General features: G+C 45.1%; 17 protein-coding genes. 9 read left to right on the top strand and 8 right to left on the bottom strand.

The window, feature by feature from the left end:
• Window positions 1-8: 8 nt before the first annotated feature.
• From ilvA to L5L97_RS13725, 6 genes are all read left to right on the top strand, one after another.
• A complete protein-coding gene (gene ilvA / locus L5L97_RS13750; RefSeq protein WP_263182482.1) occupies window positions 9-1,610 on the top strand; it encodes a threonine ammonia-lyase, biosynthetic in 1,602 nt (533 codons plus the stop codon).
• 209 nt (window positions 1,611-1,819) lie between these two features.
• Entirely contained in the window at window positions 1,820-2,953 is a 1,134-nt protein-coding gene (locus L5L97_RS13745) for a pyridoxal-phosphate-dependent aminotransferase family protein (RefSeq protein WP_263182479.1), read from the top strand.
• Window positions 2,954-3,138: 185 nt separating this feature from the next.
• Window positions 3,139-3,759 (top strand): imm11 family protein, encoded by a 621-nt coding sequence (locus L5L97_RS13740; RefSeq protein ID WP_263182392.1) that lies wholly within the window; start codon window positions 3,139-3,141, stop codon window positions 3,757-3,759.
• Window positions 3,760-3,806: 47 nt separating this feature from the next.
• Complete coding sequence (locus tag L5L97_RS13735; protein WP_263182389.1) at window positions 3,807-4,325, top strand: DUF4303 domain-containing protein; 519 nt, start codon at window positions 3,807-3,809, stop codon at window positions 4,323-4,325.
• 693 nt (window positions 4,326-5,018) lie between these two features.
• On the top strand, window positions 5,019-5,345 hold the full coding sequence (locus L5L97_RS13730; protein ID WP_147250511.1) for a hypothetical protein: 327 nt from the start codon (window positions 5,019-5,021) through the stop codon (window positions 5,343-5,345).
• Window positions 5,346-5,648: 303 nt separating this feature from the next.
• Window positions 5,649-6,512 (top strand): Tim44 domain-containing protein, encoded by an 864-nt coding sequence (locus tag L5L97_RS13725; protein WP_263182387.1) that lies wholly within the window; start codon window positions 5,649-5,651, stop codon window positions 6,510-6,512.
• A gap of 242 nt (window positions 6,513-6,754) precedes the next feature.
• Here the strand turns inward: L5L97_RS13725 and L5L97_RS13720 are convergent, their stop codons facing one another.
• Both L5L97_RS13720 and L5L97_RS13715 read right to left on the bottom strand, forming a co-directional pair.
• Window positions 6,755-8,119, bottom strand: coding sequence for a sodium-dependent transporter (locus L5L97_RS13720; protein ID WP_263182384.1), 1,365 nt, complete (start codon window positions 8,117-8,119; stop codon window positions 6,755-6,757).
• 340 nt (window positions 8,120-8,459) lie between these two features.
• Entirely contained in the window at window positions 8,460-8,960 is a 501-nt protein-coding gene (locus L5L97_RS13715) for an Lrp/AsnC family transcriptional regulator (protein ID WP_105253008.1), read from the bottom strand.
• A 189-nt stretch (window positions 8,961-9,149) separates the two neighbouring features.
• Here L5L97_RS13715 and L5L97_RS13710 point away from each other — a divergent pair, with 189 nt between their 5' ends.
• On the top strand, window positions 9,150-9,875 hold the full coding sequence (locus L5L97_RS13710) for a substrate-binding periplasmic protein (RefSeq protein ID WP_263163980.1): 726 nt from the start codon (window positions 9,150-9,152) through the stop codon (window positions 9,873-9,875).
• A gap of 83 nt (window positions 9,876-9,958) precedes the next feature.
• On the opposite strand, the gene L5L97_RS13705 is transcribed toward L5L97_RS13710, so the two are convergent.
• From L5L97_RS13705 to L5L97_RS13695, 3 genes are all read right to left on the bottom strand, one after another.
• Window positions 9,959-10,768, bottom strand: coding sequence for a phosphatase PAP2 family protein (locus L5L97_RS13705; RefSeq protein ID WP_263187171.1), 810 nt, complete (start codon window positions 10,766-10,768; stop codon window positions 9,959-9,961).
• A 93-nt stretch (window positions 10,769-10,861) separates the two neighbouring features.
• Window positions 10,862-12,340, bottom strand: a complete 1,479-nt coding sequence (gene creD, locus L5L97_RS13700; RefSeq protein ID WP_263182382.1) for a cell envelope integrity protein CreD — start codon at window positions 12,338-12,340, stop codon at window positions 10,862-10,864.
• 176 nt (window positions 12,341-12,516) lie between these two features.
• Complete coding sequence (locus tag L5L97_RS13695; protein WP_168825954.1) at window positions 12,517-13,047, bottom strand: hypothetical protein; 531 nt, start codon at window positions 13,045-13,047, stop codon at window positions 12,517-12,519.
• Window positions 13,048-13,298: 251 nt separating this feature from the next.
• On the opposite strand from L5L97_RS13695, the gene L5L97_RS13690 reads away from it, so the two are divergent.
• Window positions 13,299-14,471: a winged helix-turn-helix domain-containing protein gene (locus L5L97_RS13690; RefSeq protein ID WP_263182380.1), complete on the top strand. Its 1,173-nt coding sequence runs from the start codon at window positions 13,299-13,301 to the stop codon at window positions 14,469-14,471.
• On the opposite strand, the gene L5L97_RS13685 is transcribed toward L5L97_RS13690, so the two are convergent.
• From L5L97_RS13685 to ubiK, 3 genes are all read right to left on the bottom strand, one after another.
• Window positions 14,468-14,815: a hypothetical protein gene (locus L5L97_RS13685; protein ID WP_263182379.1), complete on the bottom strand. Its 348-nt coding sequence runs from the start codon at window positions 14,813-14,815 to the stop codon at window positions 14,468-14,470. The two genes, L5L97_RS13690 and L5L97_RS13685, sit on opposite strands and share 4 nt — an antisense overlap.
• Before the next feature lie 36 nt (window positions 14,816-14,851).
• The gene (locus L5L97_RS13680; RefSeq protein WP_263182378.1) at window positions 14,852-15,217 is read right to left on the bottom strand and encodes a hypothetical protein; all 366 of its coding nucleotides are present in this window, start codon (window positions 15,215-15,217) and stop codon (window positions 14,852-14,854) included.
• A 94-nt stretch (window positions 15,218-15,311) separates the two neighbouring features.
• Window positions 15,312-15,566 (bottom strand): ubiquinone biosynthesis accessory factor UbiK, encoded by a 255-nt coding sequence (ubiK, locus tag L5L97_RS13675; protein WP_006083441.1) that lies wholly within the window; start codon window positions 15,564-15,566, stop codon window positions 15,312-15,314.
• Window positions 15,567-15,800: 234 nt separating this feature from the next.
• Between ubiK and rep the strand changes: the two genes are divergently transcribed.
• A complete protein-coding gene (rep, locus tag L5L97_RS13670; RefSeq protein ID WP_131523358.1) occupies window positions 15,801-17,813 on the top strand; it encodes a DNA helicase Rep in 2,013 nt (670 codons plus the stop codon).
• Window positions 17,814-17,834 lie beyond the last annotated feature (21 nt).

Raw genomic sequence — 17,834 nt, 5'->3', positions numbered from 1 at the left:
CTGCATCTATGTTGCCACTTGCATCGCAAACTCAGGCGGATTTAGCCCATTTTCAGTTGGCACAAAGCTATCTGCAAAAAATCCTGTTGTCATCTGTGTATGACATAGCGAAAGTGACGCCGCTTTCCAGCATGAATAAGTTATCGGCGCGTTTAGGTTGTCAGGTATTTTTGAAGCGCGAAGATATGCAGCCAGTGCATTCCTTCAAGTTACGCGGTGCCTATAACCGTATCGCCCAGCTGACGAAAGAAGAATGCCAGCGCGGCGTGGTGTGCGCTTCGGCAGGCAATCATGCTCAGGGTGTGGCGATGTCGGCGGCGAGTCGCGGTGTGGATGCTGTGATTGTGATGCCTGAGACGACGCCCGATATTAAAGTCGATGCGGTGCGCCGTTTAGGTGGCAACGTGGTATTGCACGGCCAAGCCTTCGATCAAGCTAATGGGTTTGCGATGGCGATGGCCAAAGAAGAGGGCCGAGTCTATATCGCGCCCTTTGATGATGAAGCGGTGATCGCAGGCCAAGGCACTATCGCCCAAGAGATGTTGCAGCAGCAGCGCGATCTCGAAGTGGTATTTGTGCCCGTGGGCGGCGGCGGTTTAATCGCGGGTATCGCAGCCTATTACAAGGCGGTAATGCCGCAGGTGAAAATTGTCGGTGTCGAGCCCGAAGACGCGGCCTGTTTAAAGGCAGCGATGGAAGCGGGCGAACCTGTGACGCTGGCGCAAGTCGGTTTATTTGCCGACGGCGTGGCGGTTAAACGTATCGGTACTGAGCCGTTTCGAGTCGCGAAACTTTATGTCGATGAAGTGGTGACTGTCACCTCAGATGAAATCTGCGCTGCGGTGAAAGATATCTTCGAAGACACCCGTGCGATCGCCGAACCCGCAGGGGCCTTGTCCTTAGCTGGGCTTAAAAAATATGTCAGCGCTAATGCCCATGGCGATTGCGGCAATGGTGAGAAAGTCGCGGCGATTCTAAGTGGCGCGAATGTGAATTTTCACAGTCTGCGTTATGTGTCTGAACGTTGTGAGCTTGGCGAGCAAAAAGAAGCGGTACTGGCGGTGAAAGTCCCTGAGCGTCCGGGAAGTTTTTTAACATTCTGTGAGTTACTCGATAAGCGGGTGATGACAGAGTTTAACTATCGTTTCAGCAGTCGTGATCTTGCCGTGGTGTTTGCCGGCATTCGCTTAAGCCGAGGCCAAGGTGAGCTAGAACAAATCATTGCCACCTTAGAGGCCAATGGTTTTGAAGTTCAGGATTTATCTGGGGATGAAACCGCGAAATTGCATGTGCGTTATATGGTCGGTGGTCATCCACCAGAGCCTTTAGAGGAGCGTTTATTTAGCTTTGAGTTTCCTGAACATCCCGGTGCGCTGCTGAAGTTTTTAACTACCTTGCAGAGTAAATGGAACATCAGTCTGTTCCATTATCGTAACCACGGCGCGGCCTTTGGCCGAGTGCTGGCTGGATTTGAAGTACCCGCGAGTGATGCTTTGCCGTTCCAACAGTTTTTAACTGAGTTGGGTTTTGTCTATCAAGAGGAAACTCAAAGTCCTGCCTATCAGCTGTTTTTAAATGCGGGTAACGGCAACAAGGCGTTACAACCTTAGCGCACCATGCGCGTGATAGTTATGTTCGTCATAACTAAGGCTAAAGGAGGAGCGCACAGGCGCTCCTTTTTGTGGTAGTTTTGTAGACTTAATACTCTAGCCGCCGATTAGCGCGCCACAGTTAAGTCGCTGACGATTGGCTGACTTTTAAAAAGTAATGGCTAACGAATAACAACTAGACCTCGACCTACACGCATTAAGGAGACATGATGTTACCAGCACCGCGTTTTACCGCTTTTAATCCTCCTCGCCGTATTTTAATGGGCCCTGGCCCGTCGGATGTTTATCCCGAAGTGCTTGCGGCGCAGTCCAGACCTACGGTTGGTCACTTAGATCCGCTGTTTGTGGGCATGATGGATGAGCTTAAGAGCCTGATCCAATACGCCTTCCAAACTAAAAACGAAATGACCATGGCGGTATCAGCGCCGGGCAGTGCGGGCATGGAAACCTGTTTCGTGAATTTAGTCGAGCCGGGTGAGAAGGTGATTGTCTGTCGTAACGGGGTGTTTGGTGAGCGTATGCGCCAAAACGTCGAGCGTATGGGCGCGATTGCCGTGCTGGTGGATAACGAATGGGGCACTCCTGTCGATCCAGCTGCAGTTGAAGCGGCGCTGAAAGCCAATCCCGATGCCAAATTTTTAGCCTTTGTGCACGCCGAAACTTCTACTGGCGCCTTGTCCGATGCCAAAACCTTGTGCGCATTAGCCAAAACCTATGGTTGCTTGAGCATAGTTGATGCGGTCACTTCCCTTGGCGGCGTCGAATTAAGAGTCGATGAATGGGGCATAGATGCCATTTATTCTGGCAGTCAAAAGTGCCTTTCCTGTGTACCGGGTTTATCGCCTGTGTCTTTCTCACCTGCTGCCGTCGAAAAACTCAAGAATCGCAAGACCCCAGTGCAAAGTTGGTTCCTCGATCAAAGCTTAGTGATGGCCTATTGGACCAGCGCGGGCGGCAAGCGCAGTTACCATCACACTGCGCCAGTGAATGCGCTTTATGCACTGCATGAATCCCTGCGTATTTTAGCGGCCGAAGGCTTAGAGAATGCGTGGCAACGCCACCACGAAATGCATTTAGTGCTGCGTGCTGGGCTTGAAAAGTTAGGGCTAAACTTTGTGGTTGCCGAAGATTCGCGTCTGCCACAACTTAACGCAGTTTACATCCCCGCTGGCGTGGATGATGCTGCGGTGCGCACTCGTTTGCTGAAGGATTACAACCTCGAAATCGGCGCAGGCCTTGGCGCCCTTGCGGGCAAAGCATGGCGCATTGGCCTCATGGGTTTTGGTGCCCGTCGCGAAAATGTCGCCTTATGCCTCAAGGCATTAGAAGAGGTTTTGAGCTAAGCTACTGCATCGTTATCCCCGCAGTGCCTCTGAGCGGGGATCCAGTTTTTTGGTAACTGAAGTTTGATTAAGCATCGTTATCCCCGCGATGCTTCTGAGCGGGGAGCCAGCTTTTTGGCAATCTAAGTTTGTGCTAATGCTTTCTCAGGGACATTAAACTTTTAACCTATTACAGGGTAGTTATTTTGAGTACAAATCTACAACCATTTTTTATTGTGCAATCAGATCCTGATGGTAAGGGAATACCGTATTTTATGGATAAACATTGGACTCCTGAGCTACCTGACTATGAGTTTTATGACTCACCACCATGTGAGGTTGATTTTTTAAATGCTTATTCTCTTAAAGCAAAAACATATCAACTGAATGGTGATTATTTGGTTGATGAAAATTTAGTTTCTAATGAAATGTTATACTTGTGTGAAAAATTAAATATTAAGTGTATTCGTATTCCTGTCGATATTAACTTGCATCGAGGAGTTCGTCCGCAGAAAAAGTACTTTTTATTTTTTCCACTAAGTTATTTGTCTATCTTAGATAAGGATGAGTCCACTTATACTATCTCGATTGACTTAGATTCTGGAAAATTGAACACGCAAGAGGAACGTGGGTTAAAGAAGACATATTATGAGTCTATAGATAAATTTAAAATAAAGAATAATATTCATGAACATTTATTCTTTTGTAACGAGATAGCGGCTTCTGTATGTTCTATTCAGTTTAAAAATGAGTACGAAGCTCTTGGTTTAACGGGGGTGAGTTTTAAGGAGATAAATGATAATTATCAGTATTCTGCATGGAGCTGAGTGCATCATAAAATGAAAATATTGAAGCTAAGTACAAGGAGTGAATAATGGACTGGATTGAGTTAGAAGAAAAATGCTTTGAAATTACATACGATACAATCAAGATGTTATTGTTAGAAAATAAAGATGAGGCATTCTATGCGGTATCTCTTTACACTGACAGTAGTGCCATGTCAGCATCATTAAGTGCTAGCTCTGAGGGTAAGCTTAAAAGCATTCTCGCTGCTGAAGAAGATCAAAGCATAGAGTGTGAAAATTACTATAGATGGGCAGTATCTGAGTGGTTTTATGACGGATATAATGCGGGAGCATTCTCCAAAATAAGTAAGATGCTTCGAGAGGACTCATCTCGAGAAATAAACTTTGCAAAGTTTAAAAATAAACTAATTCAGACATTATCAAACGTACTGGTCAGAATAAAAAGAGAACTGCCTATTGAGCTAAATTCGACAGTGTGTTTTGTTTCAATGACTGACGACGATGAGTCTGAGGAAATAGAAAACTCTTCTGCAAAATTAATAAACGATGCACCACTTTCAATGGCATTTATTTTAAGGTTTGACTAATTAATCGTACAGATTTATCTATAAAAATAGAAACATAATCATCTTTTTTAAAAAGATGAAAAAATAGGACAAACGCATATTTTCTTCATGGCGATTATTCTAAATCTTGATTCAAAAGATATGACTGCTGAGATGGTTACCCCTATCTGGGGATTGGACTTCGGTTTGGGTCGTTCTGGCTATCAGAATGTACGGTAGTTTATGGGATTAAGCACTGGCATGTAAGTGACCGTTGGCGGCATGGTCGCTCATTCACATTCATGTGATCGCGACATTCGTATGTCCATATACAGCAGATGCAGCCGTCGAGCCCTCAGGGATGACTTATTTTTAAACCAAAGTTGGCGCGTGACTGGAATGACAGTGCTTAATCACTTCTCACGTCACAGAGTCTAATTGTCATATCTTTTGACGCATTCTTAGTTGAGCCATGTTGAACAATCAGAAGACATAAATCAGACCACCCAAGATAAACTGCAACATAGTTAAAAAGACAGGATGATAGTGGCATAGTAGATACATGAATAGTGTTTGAAGCAAAACATAAATCGAATTATGTTATTGCTTTATATGGAGTATTACTCCGCTGAATTTATCACTAAGGATTTTTTGATGATTAGAATATTGTGTTTAATTTATTTGATTTTAGTGTCATATAGTTCAATTGCATCATCACCTATAGTGGAGGAAATAGTGACTTCTGAATTGGCGAAGGAGTTAGGCTTTATTATAAAAATTGAACCTCAAGGTGATATCGGTCAGTCAATCGAAGTTGTTGGGCCTTTAGTTATTAATTCTGATTGCCGTCCTTTTAGAACTGGCAGTTTTTTTGCTGAAAAAAATGACAACCAGATTGCTGCATTTTTGACTACATTACCACTTTCCGATGAAGCTCCTAAAGTTTTAGGATTTACTCCGAATGATAGCTTTTATACCGTTAAGATGGTTATTGATTACACCTGTCCATCCCCTTACGAATCTGCAAGTCGAAGGTACGTGTTGCCAGTAAAGATAGAGTGAACAGGATAGGGGAAAAGACAGGGAAAGGTTAACTGTTTCATCCATGCTAATGAATTCACATTGATATGGAAGTGACCGTTGACGGCATGGATGCCGTCGTCGAGCCTATAGGGATATATTTACGGCGTGTCACTGGAGTAGCGATGTGAATTGAGTTGTGCAGTCATTTTAAGCTAGCTGGATTAAACGTTTTGATGCAAGAAGGAAGTCCTCGCTCCGCAGCCTCCGATTTTTGCTAATTGACATATAATGTCATCCCGCTATTATGGCAGCACCTCAGATTACACGAACAAGATCCTATAAATGAAAAAGTTATTTATTATGCTGGCGATGATTTTTGCGGTTAGCTTAGTTACTAGCCCAGTCGTTGAAGCGAAAAAATTCGGCGGTAGTAAATCTATCGGCAAAAGCCATCAAACGGCTCCGGCTCAACCAGCGGCGACCAACACACCGACTACGGCGCCAGCGGGAGCACCGGGCAAAAAAGGTATGATGGGCGGCATGTTAGGCGGTTTATTAGCAGGTGGCTTATTGGCTGCGCTGTTTATGGGCGGTGGTTTTGAAAATATTCAAATCATGGATATTTTGATTATCGGTTTGCTGGCATTCGTGCTATTCAAAATCGTCCGTACTGTGATGGCCTCAAAAGCGGGTGCGCAGCCAAGACCGGCCTATGCAGGGGCGAGTCAGCCAAGTCCTAATCTACAGCGCCAACAGACTGAACAAACAGGTTTTGCCACCAATGCAAACAGCGGCAGCAATGGTTTTGGCCAGGCGACAAGTGATGTGCCCTTTAATTTACCTGCGGGTTTTGATTTACCCGGCTTTTTGGAAGGCGCTCGCAGTCACTACAAAACTCTACAATTGGCTTGGAATGAAAATGATCTAAGCAAAATCCAAGAGTATGTTTCTATTGATCTTTACAATGAACTAAGCAACCAACGTCGCGAGTTAGTTGGCGATCAGCACACAGAAGTGATGTTTTTGGATGCAGAACTTGTCCGTGCCACACACAATGCAAATCTTGCGGAAGTGAGTGTTAAATTTAGCGGCCGCTACCGCGATACCGTTGAAGGCGTAGAAGAGGACATTAAGGAAATCTGGCATTTAGAGCGTAACGTAACGCAAGCCAACTCACCTTGGTTAATTGTGGGTATCGAACAGTAATCAGCTCAGTGTTTAAAGCAGCCTTAATCTCTTAAGGCTGCTGTTTACATCCCCTTTCGTTTCAATCCAGCCTTCCCTAACAGTTCAACGTCATCGATAGATTGAAAAAATCCGGCTGTCATCGCATTCACTATTGGCGGCAGCAAGACTTTGCTGATTATTTTAAAGTAGTTAATTAGTGCATCAATTGCTAAATAAAAAATCCCCGCACTTAGCGGGGATTTTGTTATTTGTTCAAAGGGTTATACAAATTGCCTGATGGCGATCGCGATGATCAGTACTGGGCACACATACTTCACGTACCTTGGCCAAATGCGCCAGAAGAGTCCTGTGGTATCGACATCATCTTGTCCACGAATCGCCTTAAGTAATTGTGTTTGGCGCCAAATCCAACCTAAGTAAATCGCGATGCCAAGGGCGACCAGCGGCTGGGCGATTTGGGTGGTGAGCATAATAGTGACGCTAAATAACGTCTCAAAAAATACCGCCAGTAATAGAGATAATGAGGTCAGTAATAGGCCGATGATCAAGGTGGCGCGCTTGCGGCTGAGTCCGAATTTTTGCATCACATAGCTAGTCGGAACTTCGGCGATGGAAATGGCTGAAGTCAGGCCGGCGATGATCAGCAGAATAAAGAACACCACGCTGATGATGAGGTTGGCGGTGTCTCCTAAGGTCGAAAATAAAGCGGGTAAAACAGTAAACACCAGCGCATCTGAATCGAGTAATTTGCCCTCGGCGTTAAAAATCTCCACGCCATTATGCTGGGCCACATACATGGAAGGGATAATCAAGAAAGCGGCGAGAAAGGCGATGCCACTATCGGTAAAGGCAACCCAGACGGTCAGCTTGGCGATATTCTCTTTTTGGCTCAAATAGCTGCCATAAACCATCATGGCACCTGTGCCTATGGTGAGGGAGAAGAAGGTTTGTCCGAGTGCGCTGATCAAGGTATCTGGCGCCAGTGCCTTGGCAAAGTTAGGCGTTAATAGTGCGGTAATGCCTTCGCTCGCGCCATTAAGAGTGAAGATATACGCCACGCCTGCGATCAGCATGATCAACAATAAGGGCATCAAGCGTTTCGACCATTTTTCTATGCCTTCTTGTACGCCTTGCAGCAATACCAGAAATACGAGTGTGCTGAAGATCAGCGTGAACACCAGATTGCGCGACAGCGAGAAATCCACTAACCAAGCTGCGGTGTCGTTCGAGCCCAAAGCTTTGGCAATCGGGGCGATGGCGTAGCTGACAAACCAGCCAGAAAGAATGCTGTAGAAGGTATAGATTAATCCCGCGGTGACGATGGAAATCAAACCTATCGCCTTGCCTAAACCGCGAGTTAGGGTGTTGAAGCCGAGTTTGCCCATGGCATCGGCGGGATTGGTCTGTCCGTGGCGACCTATCATGAGTTCGGCCATTAACATGGGAATGCCTAGGATGAAAATCAGTACTAGGTAAACCAGCAAAAAGGCTCCGCCGCCATGGGTGGCTGCTTGGGTGGGGAATCCCCAAATGTTACCTACACCAACGGCGCTACCGGCTGCCGCCATGATAAAACCTAAGCGTGAGCTGAAGTGGTTAGTCGAACTTGTATTGGCCGATTGCATTGTGCCTCCCGTAAAAAGAAGGCGTATCTTAGGCGGATAAATTAGGATTTCAACGCAATTTTAGTGCGTTAATTTGGTGTTAATTTGCAATAATTTATCGGTTTTTGACTATAAGTTAATGTTGTGTGCCGCCTATCTGTTTTGTGCGAGATTTTATTGCTATCAGGTGCGACTGATGGTTGAGATTTGGCGAATCATTGCGATGATAAAAATTCATTGAATTGTGATCTTATGGTCAAAAAATACCGTATGGCAGATGTCTAACCGCTATTTTGTGCTATGACTGTTACTTGTGCCGCTGTCTTGTTTGCGGTGTTTGCTGTGACTGTTGAGTGTTGGCTTATGCTTGAATGTTGACGTGCCCTAAGGGAATGGCCGTGTGGTCCTTAACCTTTTTGAGGACAAAGCTGGAATGCACCCCTGCGATATGCACGTTGGTCGTGAGTTTATCTAACAGGAAAGTGCGAAAGTGCGCCATATCTTGTACTAGCACTTTAAGTTGATAGTCGGCCTCAGAGCCCGTGATCAGCGCGCATTCTTGGACTTCTTCGTAGGCGAGTGCATTGGTTTCAAATTGATTGAGAATCGCCGGCGTATGTTTCTCCATTCGAACATGGATATACGCGGTCAAATGCAGGTTGAACTTATCCGCCGACAGACGCGTTGCATAATCGGCAATATAACCCGCTTCTTCTAAGGCTTTAACACGGCGCGAGCAAGGAGATGGCGATAGTCCGACTTTATTGGCCAGTTCGAGATTCGATAATCTGCCGTGAGTTTGCAGTAAGCGCAGAATTGTTAAATCGAGTTGATCGAGTTTGTAGGGGTGAGTGTCTGTCATTGAAAGCTTAGGGTTAACTGAGTCAGCCTCTAGTTTGCCAGTCTTCGCGGACTTTGCCAAAAATCTTGATCAAATGAGACATTTTAAGGTTGTGACAGTGATAACGGATAGAGATTTTGGGAGTCGTGCTGTTTGGAACTCCCGTTATTTACCGCTATTGTTATGATACTAATAAGAGTGAGACACTGTATGCGCTTGAGTTTGTTGCTAATCTGCTTATTCATATTACCGACTTATGCATTTTCTGCATCGTTAACCATTGGTAGCGCTCTAAATCGACCGCCTTATATTATCGAAGATGCTGAATCAGGGCTTGAGATCGAGATTATTAAGGCCGCGTTTAAGGAAATGGGGCAGCCAGTCAACTTCAAATTCTACTCTCGTAAACGCCAAGTTTTATATTTCAATAAAGATCGATTAGATGCTGTAATGACGATGAACCCTGCAAATGGCGTTGATGGTTATTGGTCCAATGATTATGTTGAATATACCAATGTGGCGATCAGTTTGGCCGAACAACACCTTGAAATAACACGTATTGTGGATCTTAAAAAGTACAGTGTCGCCGCTTTTGAAAATGCTCGCTTCTTACTTGGCCCTGAGTTTAATGCCGTAGCGCAACAGACTATTTATCGTGAAGTCGATAGCCAATTAAGCCAGAACCGTATGTTGTACTTAGGTCGCATTAATACTGTGATTGCCGATCGTTATATATTCGCTCAACTGAATAAGTTCGTTGAGGATGATGTTGATACCCAGCAAGCATTAAGCTACCACTTTATTTTCCCCCCAACATCCTATCGAATGGTGTTCCACAACTCAGTGGCGCGGGATACTTTCAATCAAGGGCTCGCTAGAATTAAGGCCAATGGAATTTATCAGGCTCTAGTGGCAAAATACTTAGGCAGTGCTTAGCAATGCCTAAGTATTTAACTTCATAGTGTTTGAAGCTGTCGTATGTGAGTCGACAGCCAAATCCAGACGCTGAATTAACAGCGTTAGCGCTCAGATCCTTTAGCAAACGCATGCGAGAGTGGACGCAACTTACTGACAAAGAACACGCTACATCCGCTGATGATGGCGGCTAAAAAGGTTGAAAACAGTACATCCTGTGGCCAATGCATGCCAAGCAGCATACGGCTTAATCCCATCAAAAATCCCCAGCTCCATAACGCCATGACTAAGCTAGGTAATCCAGCGAGTAGCAAATAGTAGCTGGCGGTAAGCACTAGCGTCACAGCAAAAATGGTATGTCCCGAAGGAAAAGAATAGCCGATTTCATCTTCCCAATGCTGATGGATCCGTGAGTCGAGTTTTAAGGCGGGTTCTGCAGCGATCAAGCCATCGAGTGCATTGGCAATTGTCTTTGAACGTGACTGTTTATCCAATTGATAAAAGGCATCGAGTGAAAGCGGTTCATGCTTAGGCAGTGCTTGTTCTGCTAGAAAAACGAGATTAGGTCTGGGTTCTTTAAAATAGGATTTGAGGGTGTGGCTTAAGCCTAAACTGATAACTTGGCTGAGGCTGATGGCAAAAAATAAACTTATAAAGAGTGGTTTAGGCATATGACGATAGGCGATCGCCAATACAAACAAGACTGTTACGACGCCATAGGGCGCAGTACCTGTCATGGTAATCCAATATAAGGTTTTGGCTAAGGTAGAGTGCAGATCGATCAGTGGAAACAGCTGATTCTGTGTCAGTAATAGTAAGCCCGGAATGGTTGCCAACAGTATCCAAGCTAAACCTAAACGGCGTAAAAGATAGACGCTATGGGTCAAAATATAAGCCTCTTCATAAAACGCCATAGGCTACAACGCGGCAATGGTTTTGCCAATAAAAAAATCCCGACAGCAAAAGATGGTGCTGTCGGGGGTCTTCAAGGGTGGATCGGTAGGGCGCTATTGCGCCGTGTTCTTAGGGTGATGCCTAGTCACGAACATCAAAATCAACAGTACGACTAACAGTAAACCTGAGCCCATCAATAGGGCGTAATCTTCCAGTTGCAGTATCGAGTACAGCACGGCATATAAACTCACCAGCATGATGCCTACTAATGCACCGCGCTTAATACTTGCTGTGGCACTCCCTACATAAGCCGATACCGACAGCACGGGAATACAGGCGGCAATTAAATAGGCATGCAAGAAGGCTAGATGTTCAGATAGCGAGAGTAGTAGCAAATAGAACAAGGCCATGGCGCTGCCGACTAACACATATTGAATCGTGCTTAGGCTGGTTTTTTGTCCGATTTCGAAGATAAACAACATGATAAAAGTCAGCACGATAAACAGTAGGCCGTATTTTACCGAGCGATCAATCTTGCCGTAGTGAGTCACTGGTTCGAATAAAATCGCATTGGCCGACACTTCAGTGAGAGTCGATTGATTACTCTTAATAAACTCTTGTGGATAGTTACGGGTTAAGTGGCTGATATTCCAACTTGCAGTAAAGCCTTGCGCGTTGATGTCCCGTTCTGCGGGTAATAATCCCTTAAAGCTTGGATGCGGCCAGTCGGCGCGAATATTGATTAGCGTTTGCTCGCCTAGTGGCAATGCGCTGATAGACTGAGAGCCGCGTAGTGTCATGGCAAAATCCACACTAAAATCACTCGCTTCGCTGACTTGGATCTTTTGATTAAAGCCTTTTTCTAAACCGCCAGTGGTTAACCCCGTGCCAGACATCAGTGATCCAGAGAGTAATGTCGATTCACCGGTGATTTCAATTTTTTCTACTTTATCAATTGCTTGATTCGATGACACCCCAAAGACTAACCGGGCATTTTTGTTATCGAAGGCGATAAGGTTAGGAATATCATAACGGTTAAGGCTGAAGTCGGCCTGACCTTGTAGAGCTGCGTTATACACCAGCGATTGATAAATGCCACGGGTGCGAAAATCATGTTTTAGGTCTAAGTCGAGGGTGAGCTTTTTCGGTAGGATCACTAGCTCATCTTGATAGGTACGCTTCACTTCATGGCGAGTTTTACCGTCGTTACTGACTTCTTCTTGCAACACAAAATAGCTGTAAGGGATCACCAGCGCAGGACCTGAGAGGGTTTGCTGCTCACCCCATGAACGGCCGATTTCATCGACAACGCTGTGGTAAAGGGCTTGGCGATCAGAAGTCATATCCATAATGATCCCCAGCGGGATCAACGCGAGGATTGACAGTATGCCAATGGTTAAGGCTTTTAATAAGATGGTGTTTTTTAATGCCGTTCCCTTTGCGGTGGCTACTGCCCACGGTTCTTGTGCTGACATATCGATTCCTTGACTTCGATTAAATTTTTTGAGGAGTGCGCGCACCACTAAATAGGCTGCGCTACCAAATAAGGCCAAACTAAGTAGGGTGAGTACCCAGAAAATAATGCTGAACATTGAATTTCATTCCCTATGAAATACGACCGAGACTTATCCGCTAAGATTGTGCAGAGTTAACTCGGTATCACGGCGGGTATTAAAACAGATTTTTTTACAAAAGTTGCGGGCAAGTTGCTGATCAATAGTGGCAAAATTATGGCGATTGCCGCTAAATCCATACTCATTATTCAAGTTTATGAATCTGATAGTGGGATGTCTTTGCCAAATTTTGGGTGTTTTTTCTCGTAGTCATTTTCTTTTTTAATATGCTTGAGCAGTGCTTCGAAGCTTTGTTTAAAGACGTCAAGTTCTGCGGAATAGACTACGGCATGGTGAGAAAACCAGTGGTGTTTTTCTCGATCACGGTTACTGTAATCGGGCCAAATACGTAGCTCATACTCATCACCCATGACGACAATGACATAGGCAATGGCGCCATTGCTAAAGATGATACATTGGGGCAGGTACACCAGTTCTTCGCCTTTAAATAACTCATACTCTATCGCTTCGGTGCGCCAACTCACTATCGGTAGCGGCGCCTCGATAGAGCAACCAATCGACTGATGCTGATTAAACAGTACGGCGTTAATGTCATCCATTGAAAAGGGCTGGTGATCGCCATTTTTAGCAGCAAGTGAATACAAGATATTCATCAAAAATGGCAGCTTAGTGCCATTACCCGTTTTGCGGCCGCAGAGTTGTGCTTGGCGATAGTAGATATTCATCATCAATCCTTAATGAAGAGCCTATGCCAGATAGGCTCTATTTCGAGTCGTGAAACTAACGGGCAGGTAAACCGATAGCCGTTAAGGTATAAATGGCTTATGTTATCCGAAGATACTGCCTAGTGAGTAGACTTGTGCGTACATTTCACAAACCTACTCGTTGAATAGTGTGCTAAATGCTTTTATTTTCAGTTTGTTATGTTTTTTTTGCTCTGGTTTGGTATTTGCTTGTCGTTGAATTTGGAGAATCGATGTCTAATCCCTTTTCACCTCGCGAGTGGCTGCAATTAAATATGCAGCAGCAAGGATTATTGCAACCATATACCTCTGTCACCGAGGCCATTTCACGTCTCAGTTATGTACAAATTGACTCTATCAACGTGGTTGAGCGAGCGCATCATCATGTGCTGCATAGTCGTATGCCAGAATATCAGCCAAAGATGCTCGATATGGCTTTAGCCAAAGGAGAGATTTTCGAATATTGGTCCCATGCGGCAGCTTATTTACCTATTGCCGATTACCGTTTTAGTTTGCAGCGTAAACAGCAGCTGCAAAATGGCGGTAAGCATTGGTTTGACCCCGACGATAAAATAATGCAGGAAGTGCGGGCGCGAATCCTTGCAGAAGGGCCACTCAAGGCCAGTGATTTTGAACATAGTGAAGCTAAAAACGGTGCCTGGTGGGATTGGAAACCCGCGAAAAAAGCCCTAGAGCAGCTTTTTATGCGTGGTGAGCTGATGGTGGTGCGGCGGGAAAAATTCCAGAAGGTTTACGATCTCACTGCGCGGGTACTATCAAAAGATGTTGATGCTCAAGCACCGACAGATAGCGAGTTTACGAGCTATTTGATTGATCGTTATCTCGATGCCCACGCCTTCGGTACTGCGGCGCAAATGGCTTATTTACGCAAAGGTATGAAATCAGCAGTAGCCCAAGAATTGGCAGAGTTGTTAGCTCACGGGTTATTAGCGTGTTTTAAGGCTGCGGGCCAAAGCTACTTTTATCGCCCTTCATTACAGCTAAATGCACTATTACCTAATAAAGTGTGGCTGCTTAATCCCTTCGATAATTTATTGATCCAACGGCAAAGATTAAAGCAATGGTTTGATTTTGATTATCAAATTGAAGTCTATGTCCCAGCCGAAAAGCGTCAGTATGGTTATTATTCTTTAGCAATTCTGTGGCGCGACACTTTTGTTGGCCGCGTGGATGTTAAAGCCGATCGCCAAGCTAACCTATTGCTATTACAGCAATTGATTTTAGAAGAGGGCGTGATGGTGAATGGCTTAGATGAGGATTTCTGTGCGGCCTTTGATATCGCAGTCAGTGAATATGCTCGTTTCAATGGTTGTGACCGCTGGAAGTTAGTTAAGGCTAACCATAAAGGCCTTAAGCAAAAGTATGCTCGCCAACAAAAGCTTTAATTATTTGTCTCTTTAGTTGGAGCATCCATAAAGCGAAAGCAGCCATACAGTAAGATTAGATACAGCAGTGGCAACGCAGCAATGACTAAAGATGAAGAAGTCGCAGTGCTATCGCTCGTAATGCGATAACAGGGAATATACACGGCGGGATAAACTAGGCTTCCCCATAGAAAACACTGATTCATCAATCGATAGATAAAAGCGGGTTTAATGCTTGATTGACTGGCCAGTCCCATCAAACTGGCGAGAAGCACACCGGGATAAGTGAGTAGCGGCACGCCACCAAGCAACAATAATCCCCAAAGAAGATAGTCCTGATAGTGTGTGCTGATTGTGACATCCATTGTAGCTTCATTCCTTGATTGTTCGACGCTAAAGCATTAAGTCTGTTTATGCTCTGGTTGCAGCGGTGGCCTTACTGCCAGCCCTTGCTGCATCTTAAGCCAAAAGCTTTGCTGACATAGATTGCTAAAGGATTTTTGCTGCGGCGAAATCGCAATATGAGCTGTTACAACCCGATAGCTGAGCCAATAATCTTCACAAACCATGTCTGACGCATAAGCTTGTTTATCTTGCTCGCTTAGCTTGCTAATCACAACCCCGTTATCGAAGTGATAAAGCGTTATGGACTCACAAATCTCCACATTATCATCGTGATAGGTTTGCTGCTCGTTTGATTGGCTTACCACGTAGACAGGGCTTGGATAGCCTTCAATAGCAAGGATATAGCTGGCGAATTGTTGCATTATTTCCCCAAGTGACTCAATGCTTGAAGTGTTAAAAACAAAAAAGCACAGCTGCGCTATTGCTAACTGTGCTCTTTCAAACATGCATGATAAGTTAGCCCGCCGCGTTGAGCTTTTTTTCTAACTCATTGACTTGAGCTTGTAGGGCTTCTAATTTTTCGCGGGTTTTCAGTAGTACATGTTGCTGCACATCAAATTCTTCACGGGAAACCATATCCAACTTGAGCAATTGATTTTGCAGTACTTGCTTACTGCGCTCTTCAAATTCACCGGCAAATTGCTTTAGACCGCTGGGCAAACTTTCGCTCAATTGTTTCGCCATTTCTTCGATTTTCTTTGGATTGATCATAATCTTGTCCGCCTCTTTACTGAATAGCTCGATTGTAACTCAGTACGTTAGCTTTCAAAAGTAAAGCAGACGCGTGAACACTTTAGTTGGCTGTTGTTGGGGTTTATATCACGGAGAAGCTTATCTACAGAGTTGAGTTCTGCTCACCCTAAGCGGGGATTTGTTAGCCTTAAAACTGTCGATTCTGCTATGATCCCATCCCTTTCTGTCGACTTGTTTGGATATTGCGCAAAGATGAAACTCAATCCCGCCCAAAACGATGCTGTTCATTATGTTTCAGGCCCTTGCCTAGTATTGGCGGGTGCGGGTAGTGGTAAAACGCGCGTCATTATCAATAAAATCGCTTACTTGGTCGAAAAATGTGGCTATAAGGCGCGTAATATCGCGGCGGTGACCTTTACCAATAAGGCTGCCCGCGAGATGAAAGAGCGGGTCGCTCAGTCGATGGGCCGCAAGGAAGCCAGAGGTCTGTGGATTTCAACCTTCCACACTTTAGGGCTTGAGATCATTAAACGCGAGCATAAGGTCTTAGGCTTAAAGCCAGGCTTTTCGCTGTTTGATGATCAAGATACCTTGGCACTGCTCAAAGAGTTAACCCAAGACGAGTTGGATGAAGATAAAGATTTACTCAAAGCGCTCGCCAGTACGATTTCAAACTGGAAGGGTGGCTTAGTTATTCCCGAGCATGCACGCAAAATCGCTAAAGATGAGCAACAGCACTTATTTGCTATGTTGTATCAGCGTTATGCTCAACATATGAAAGCCTATAACGCTTTAGATTTTGACGATTTGATTCTGATGCCAACCTTATTGTTACGCCACCATGAAGAAGTGCGTACGCGCTGGCAAACCAAGATCCAATATTTGCTGGTGGACGAATATCAAGATACTAATACCAGCCAATATGAAATGGTAAAGCTGTTAGTGGGTGAGCGGGCGCGCTTTACTGTGGTGGGGGACGACGATCAGTCTATCTATTCATGGCGCGGTGCTAAGCCACAAAACCTCGTGTTATTGGGTAAAGATTTTCCGCAGCTTAAGCTGATTAAACTGGAGCAGAACTACCGTTCTAGTCAGCGGATCCTACGGGCTGCGAACATTCTTATCGCTAATAATCCCCATGTTTACGATAAAGCTCTGTTTAGCGAGCTTGCCTATGGTGAACCGTTGCGGGTGCTGTTTGCCGCCAATGAGGAGCAAGAGGCTGAACGTGTCGTGGCCGAGATTGTTCGACATAAGTTTGTCGGCCGTACTCAGTTTGGCGATTATGCGATTTTGTATCGGGGTAACCATCAATCACGGTTACTCGAACGCGCACTGATGACGAACCGTATTCCTTATAAATTGAGTGGCGGTACATCATTTTTCGCCCGTGCTGAAATTAAAGACATCATGGGGTATTTGAAGTTAGTGGTGAATCCCGACGACGATAACGCTTTCCTGCGTATCGTTAATTTACCTAAACGTGGCATAGGGCCATCGACCTTAGAGCGTCTAGGTAATTTTGCCAACGAGAAGCATATTTCTATGTTTGCGGCGATTTTTGAGCCTGAACTGAATCATCATTTACCGCCTGCGGCTATGTCATCTTTGTATCAGTTTGGTCGTTTTATCGTGGAGACTGGGGATCATGCCGAACGTGGTGAACCCGTCGAGGCGGTGAAGCATTTGATCCGTAAGATCAATTATGAAGATTATTTATACGAAACCAGCACCAGTGCCAAGGCCGCTGAAATGCGGATGAAGAATATCTCAGAGCTTTACCGTTGGGTGACTGAGATGCTCGCGGGTGATGAGTTAGATGAGCCTATGACTCTACCAGAGGTGGTGACTCGATTGACGCTCAGGGACATGATGGAGCGCAATAGTGAGGATGAAGGCGGCGATCAGGTGCAGTTGATGACCTTGCATGCCTCTAAGGGCCTAGAGTTCCCGTTTGTGTTTATGGTTGGGGTAGAAGAACGTATCTTGCCCCATCAGACCAGCATAGACGAAGACAATGTCGATGAGGAGCGTCGGTTGGCGTATGTGGGTATTACTCGAGCTCAACGAGAGCTTTGGTTCACCCTCTGCCGCGAAAGGCGCCAATTTGGTGAAACCATGCGTTGTGAACCAAGCCGTTTCTTACTTGAGTTACCTCAAGATGATGTGGTGTGGGAAAATCGTAAGCCACAACAAACGGAACAGGAGCGGATGCAAACGGGGCGAGCAAATATTTCTAGCTTAAGAGATATGTTTAAAAAATAGCGAGCGGTTTCGCTTACTATT

This window comes from Shewanella sp. SM71, from assembly GCF_025653905.1.
Lineage (GTDB): Bacteria > Pseudomonadota > Gammaproteobacteria > Enterobacterales > Shewanellaceae > Shewanella > Shewanella oncorhynchi.
This window is presented reverse-complemented; position numbering and strand designations above follow the sequence as displayed.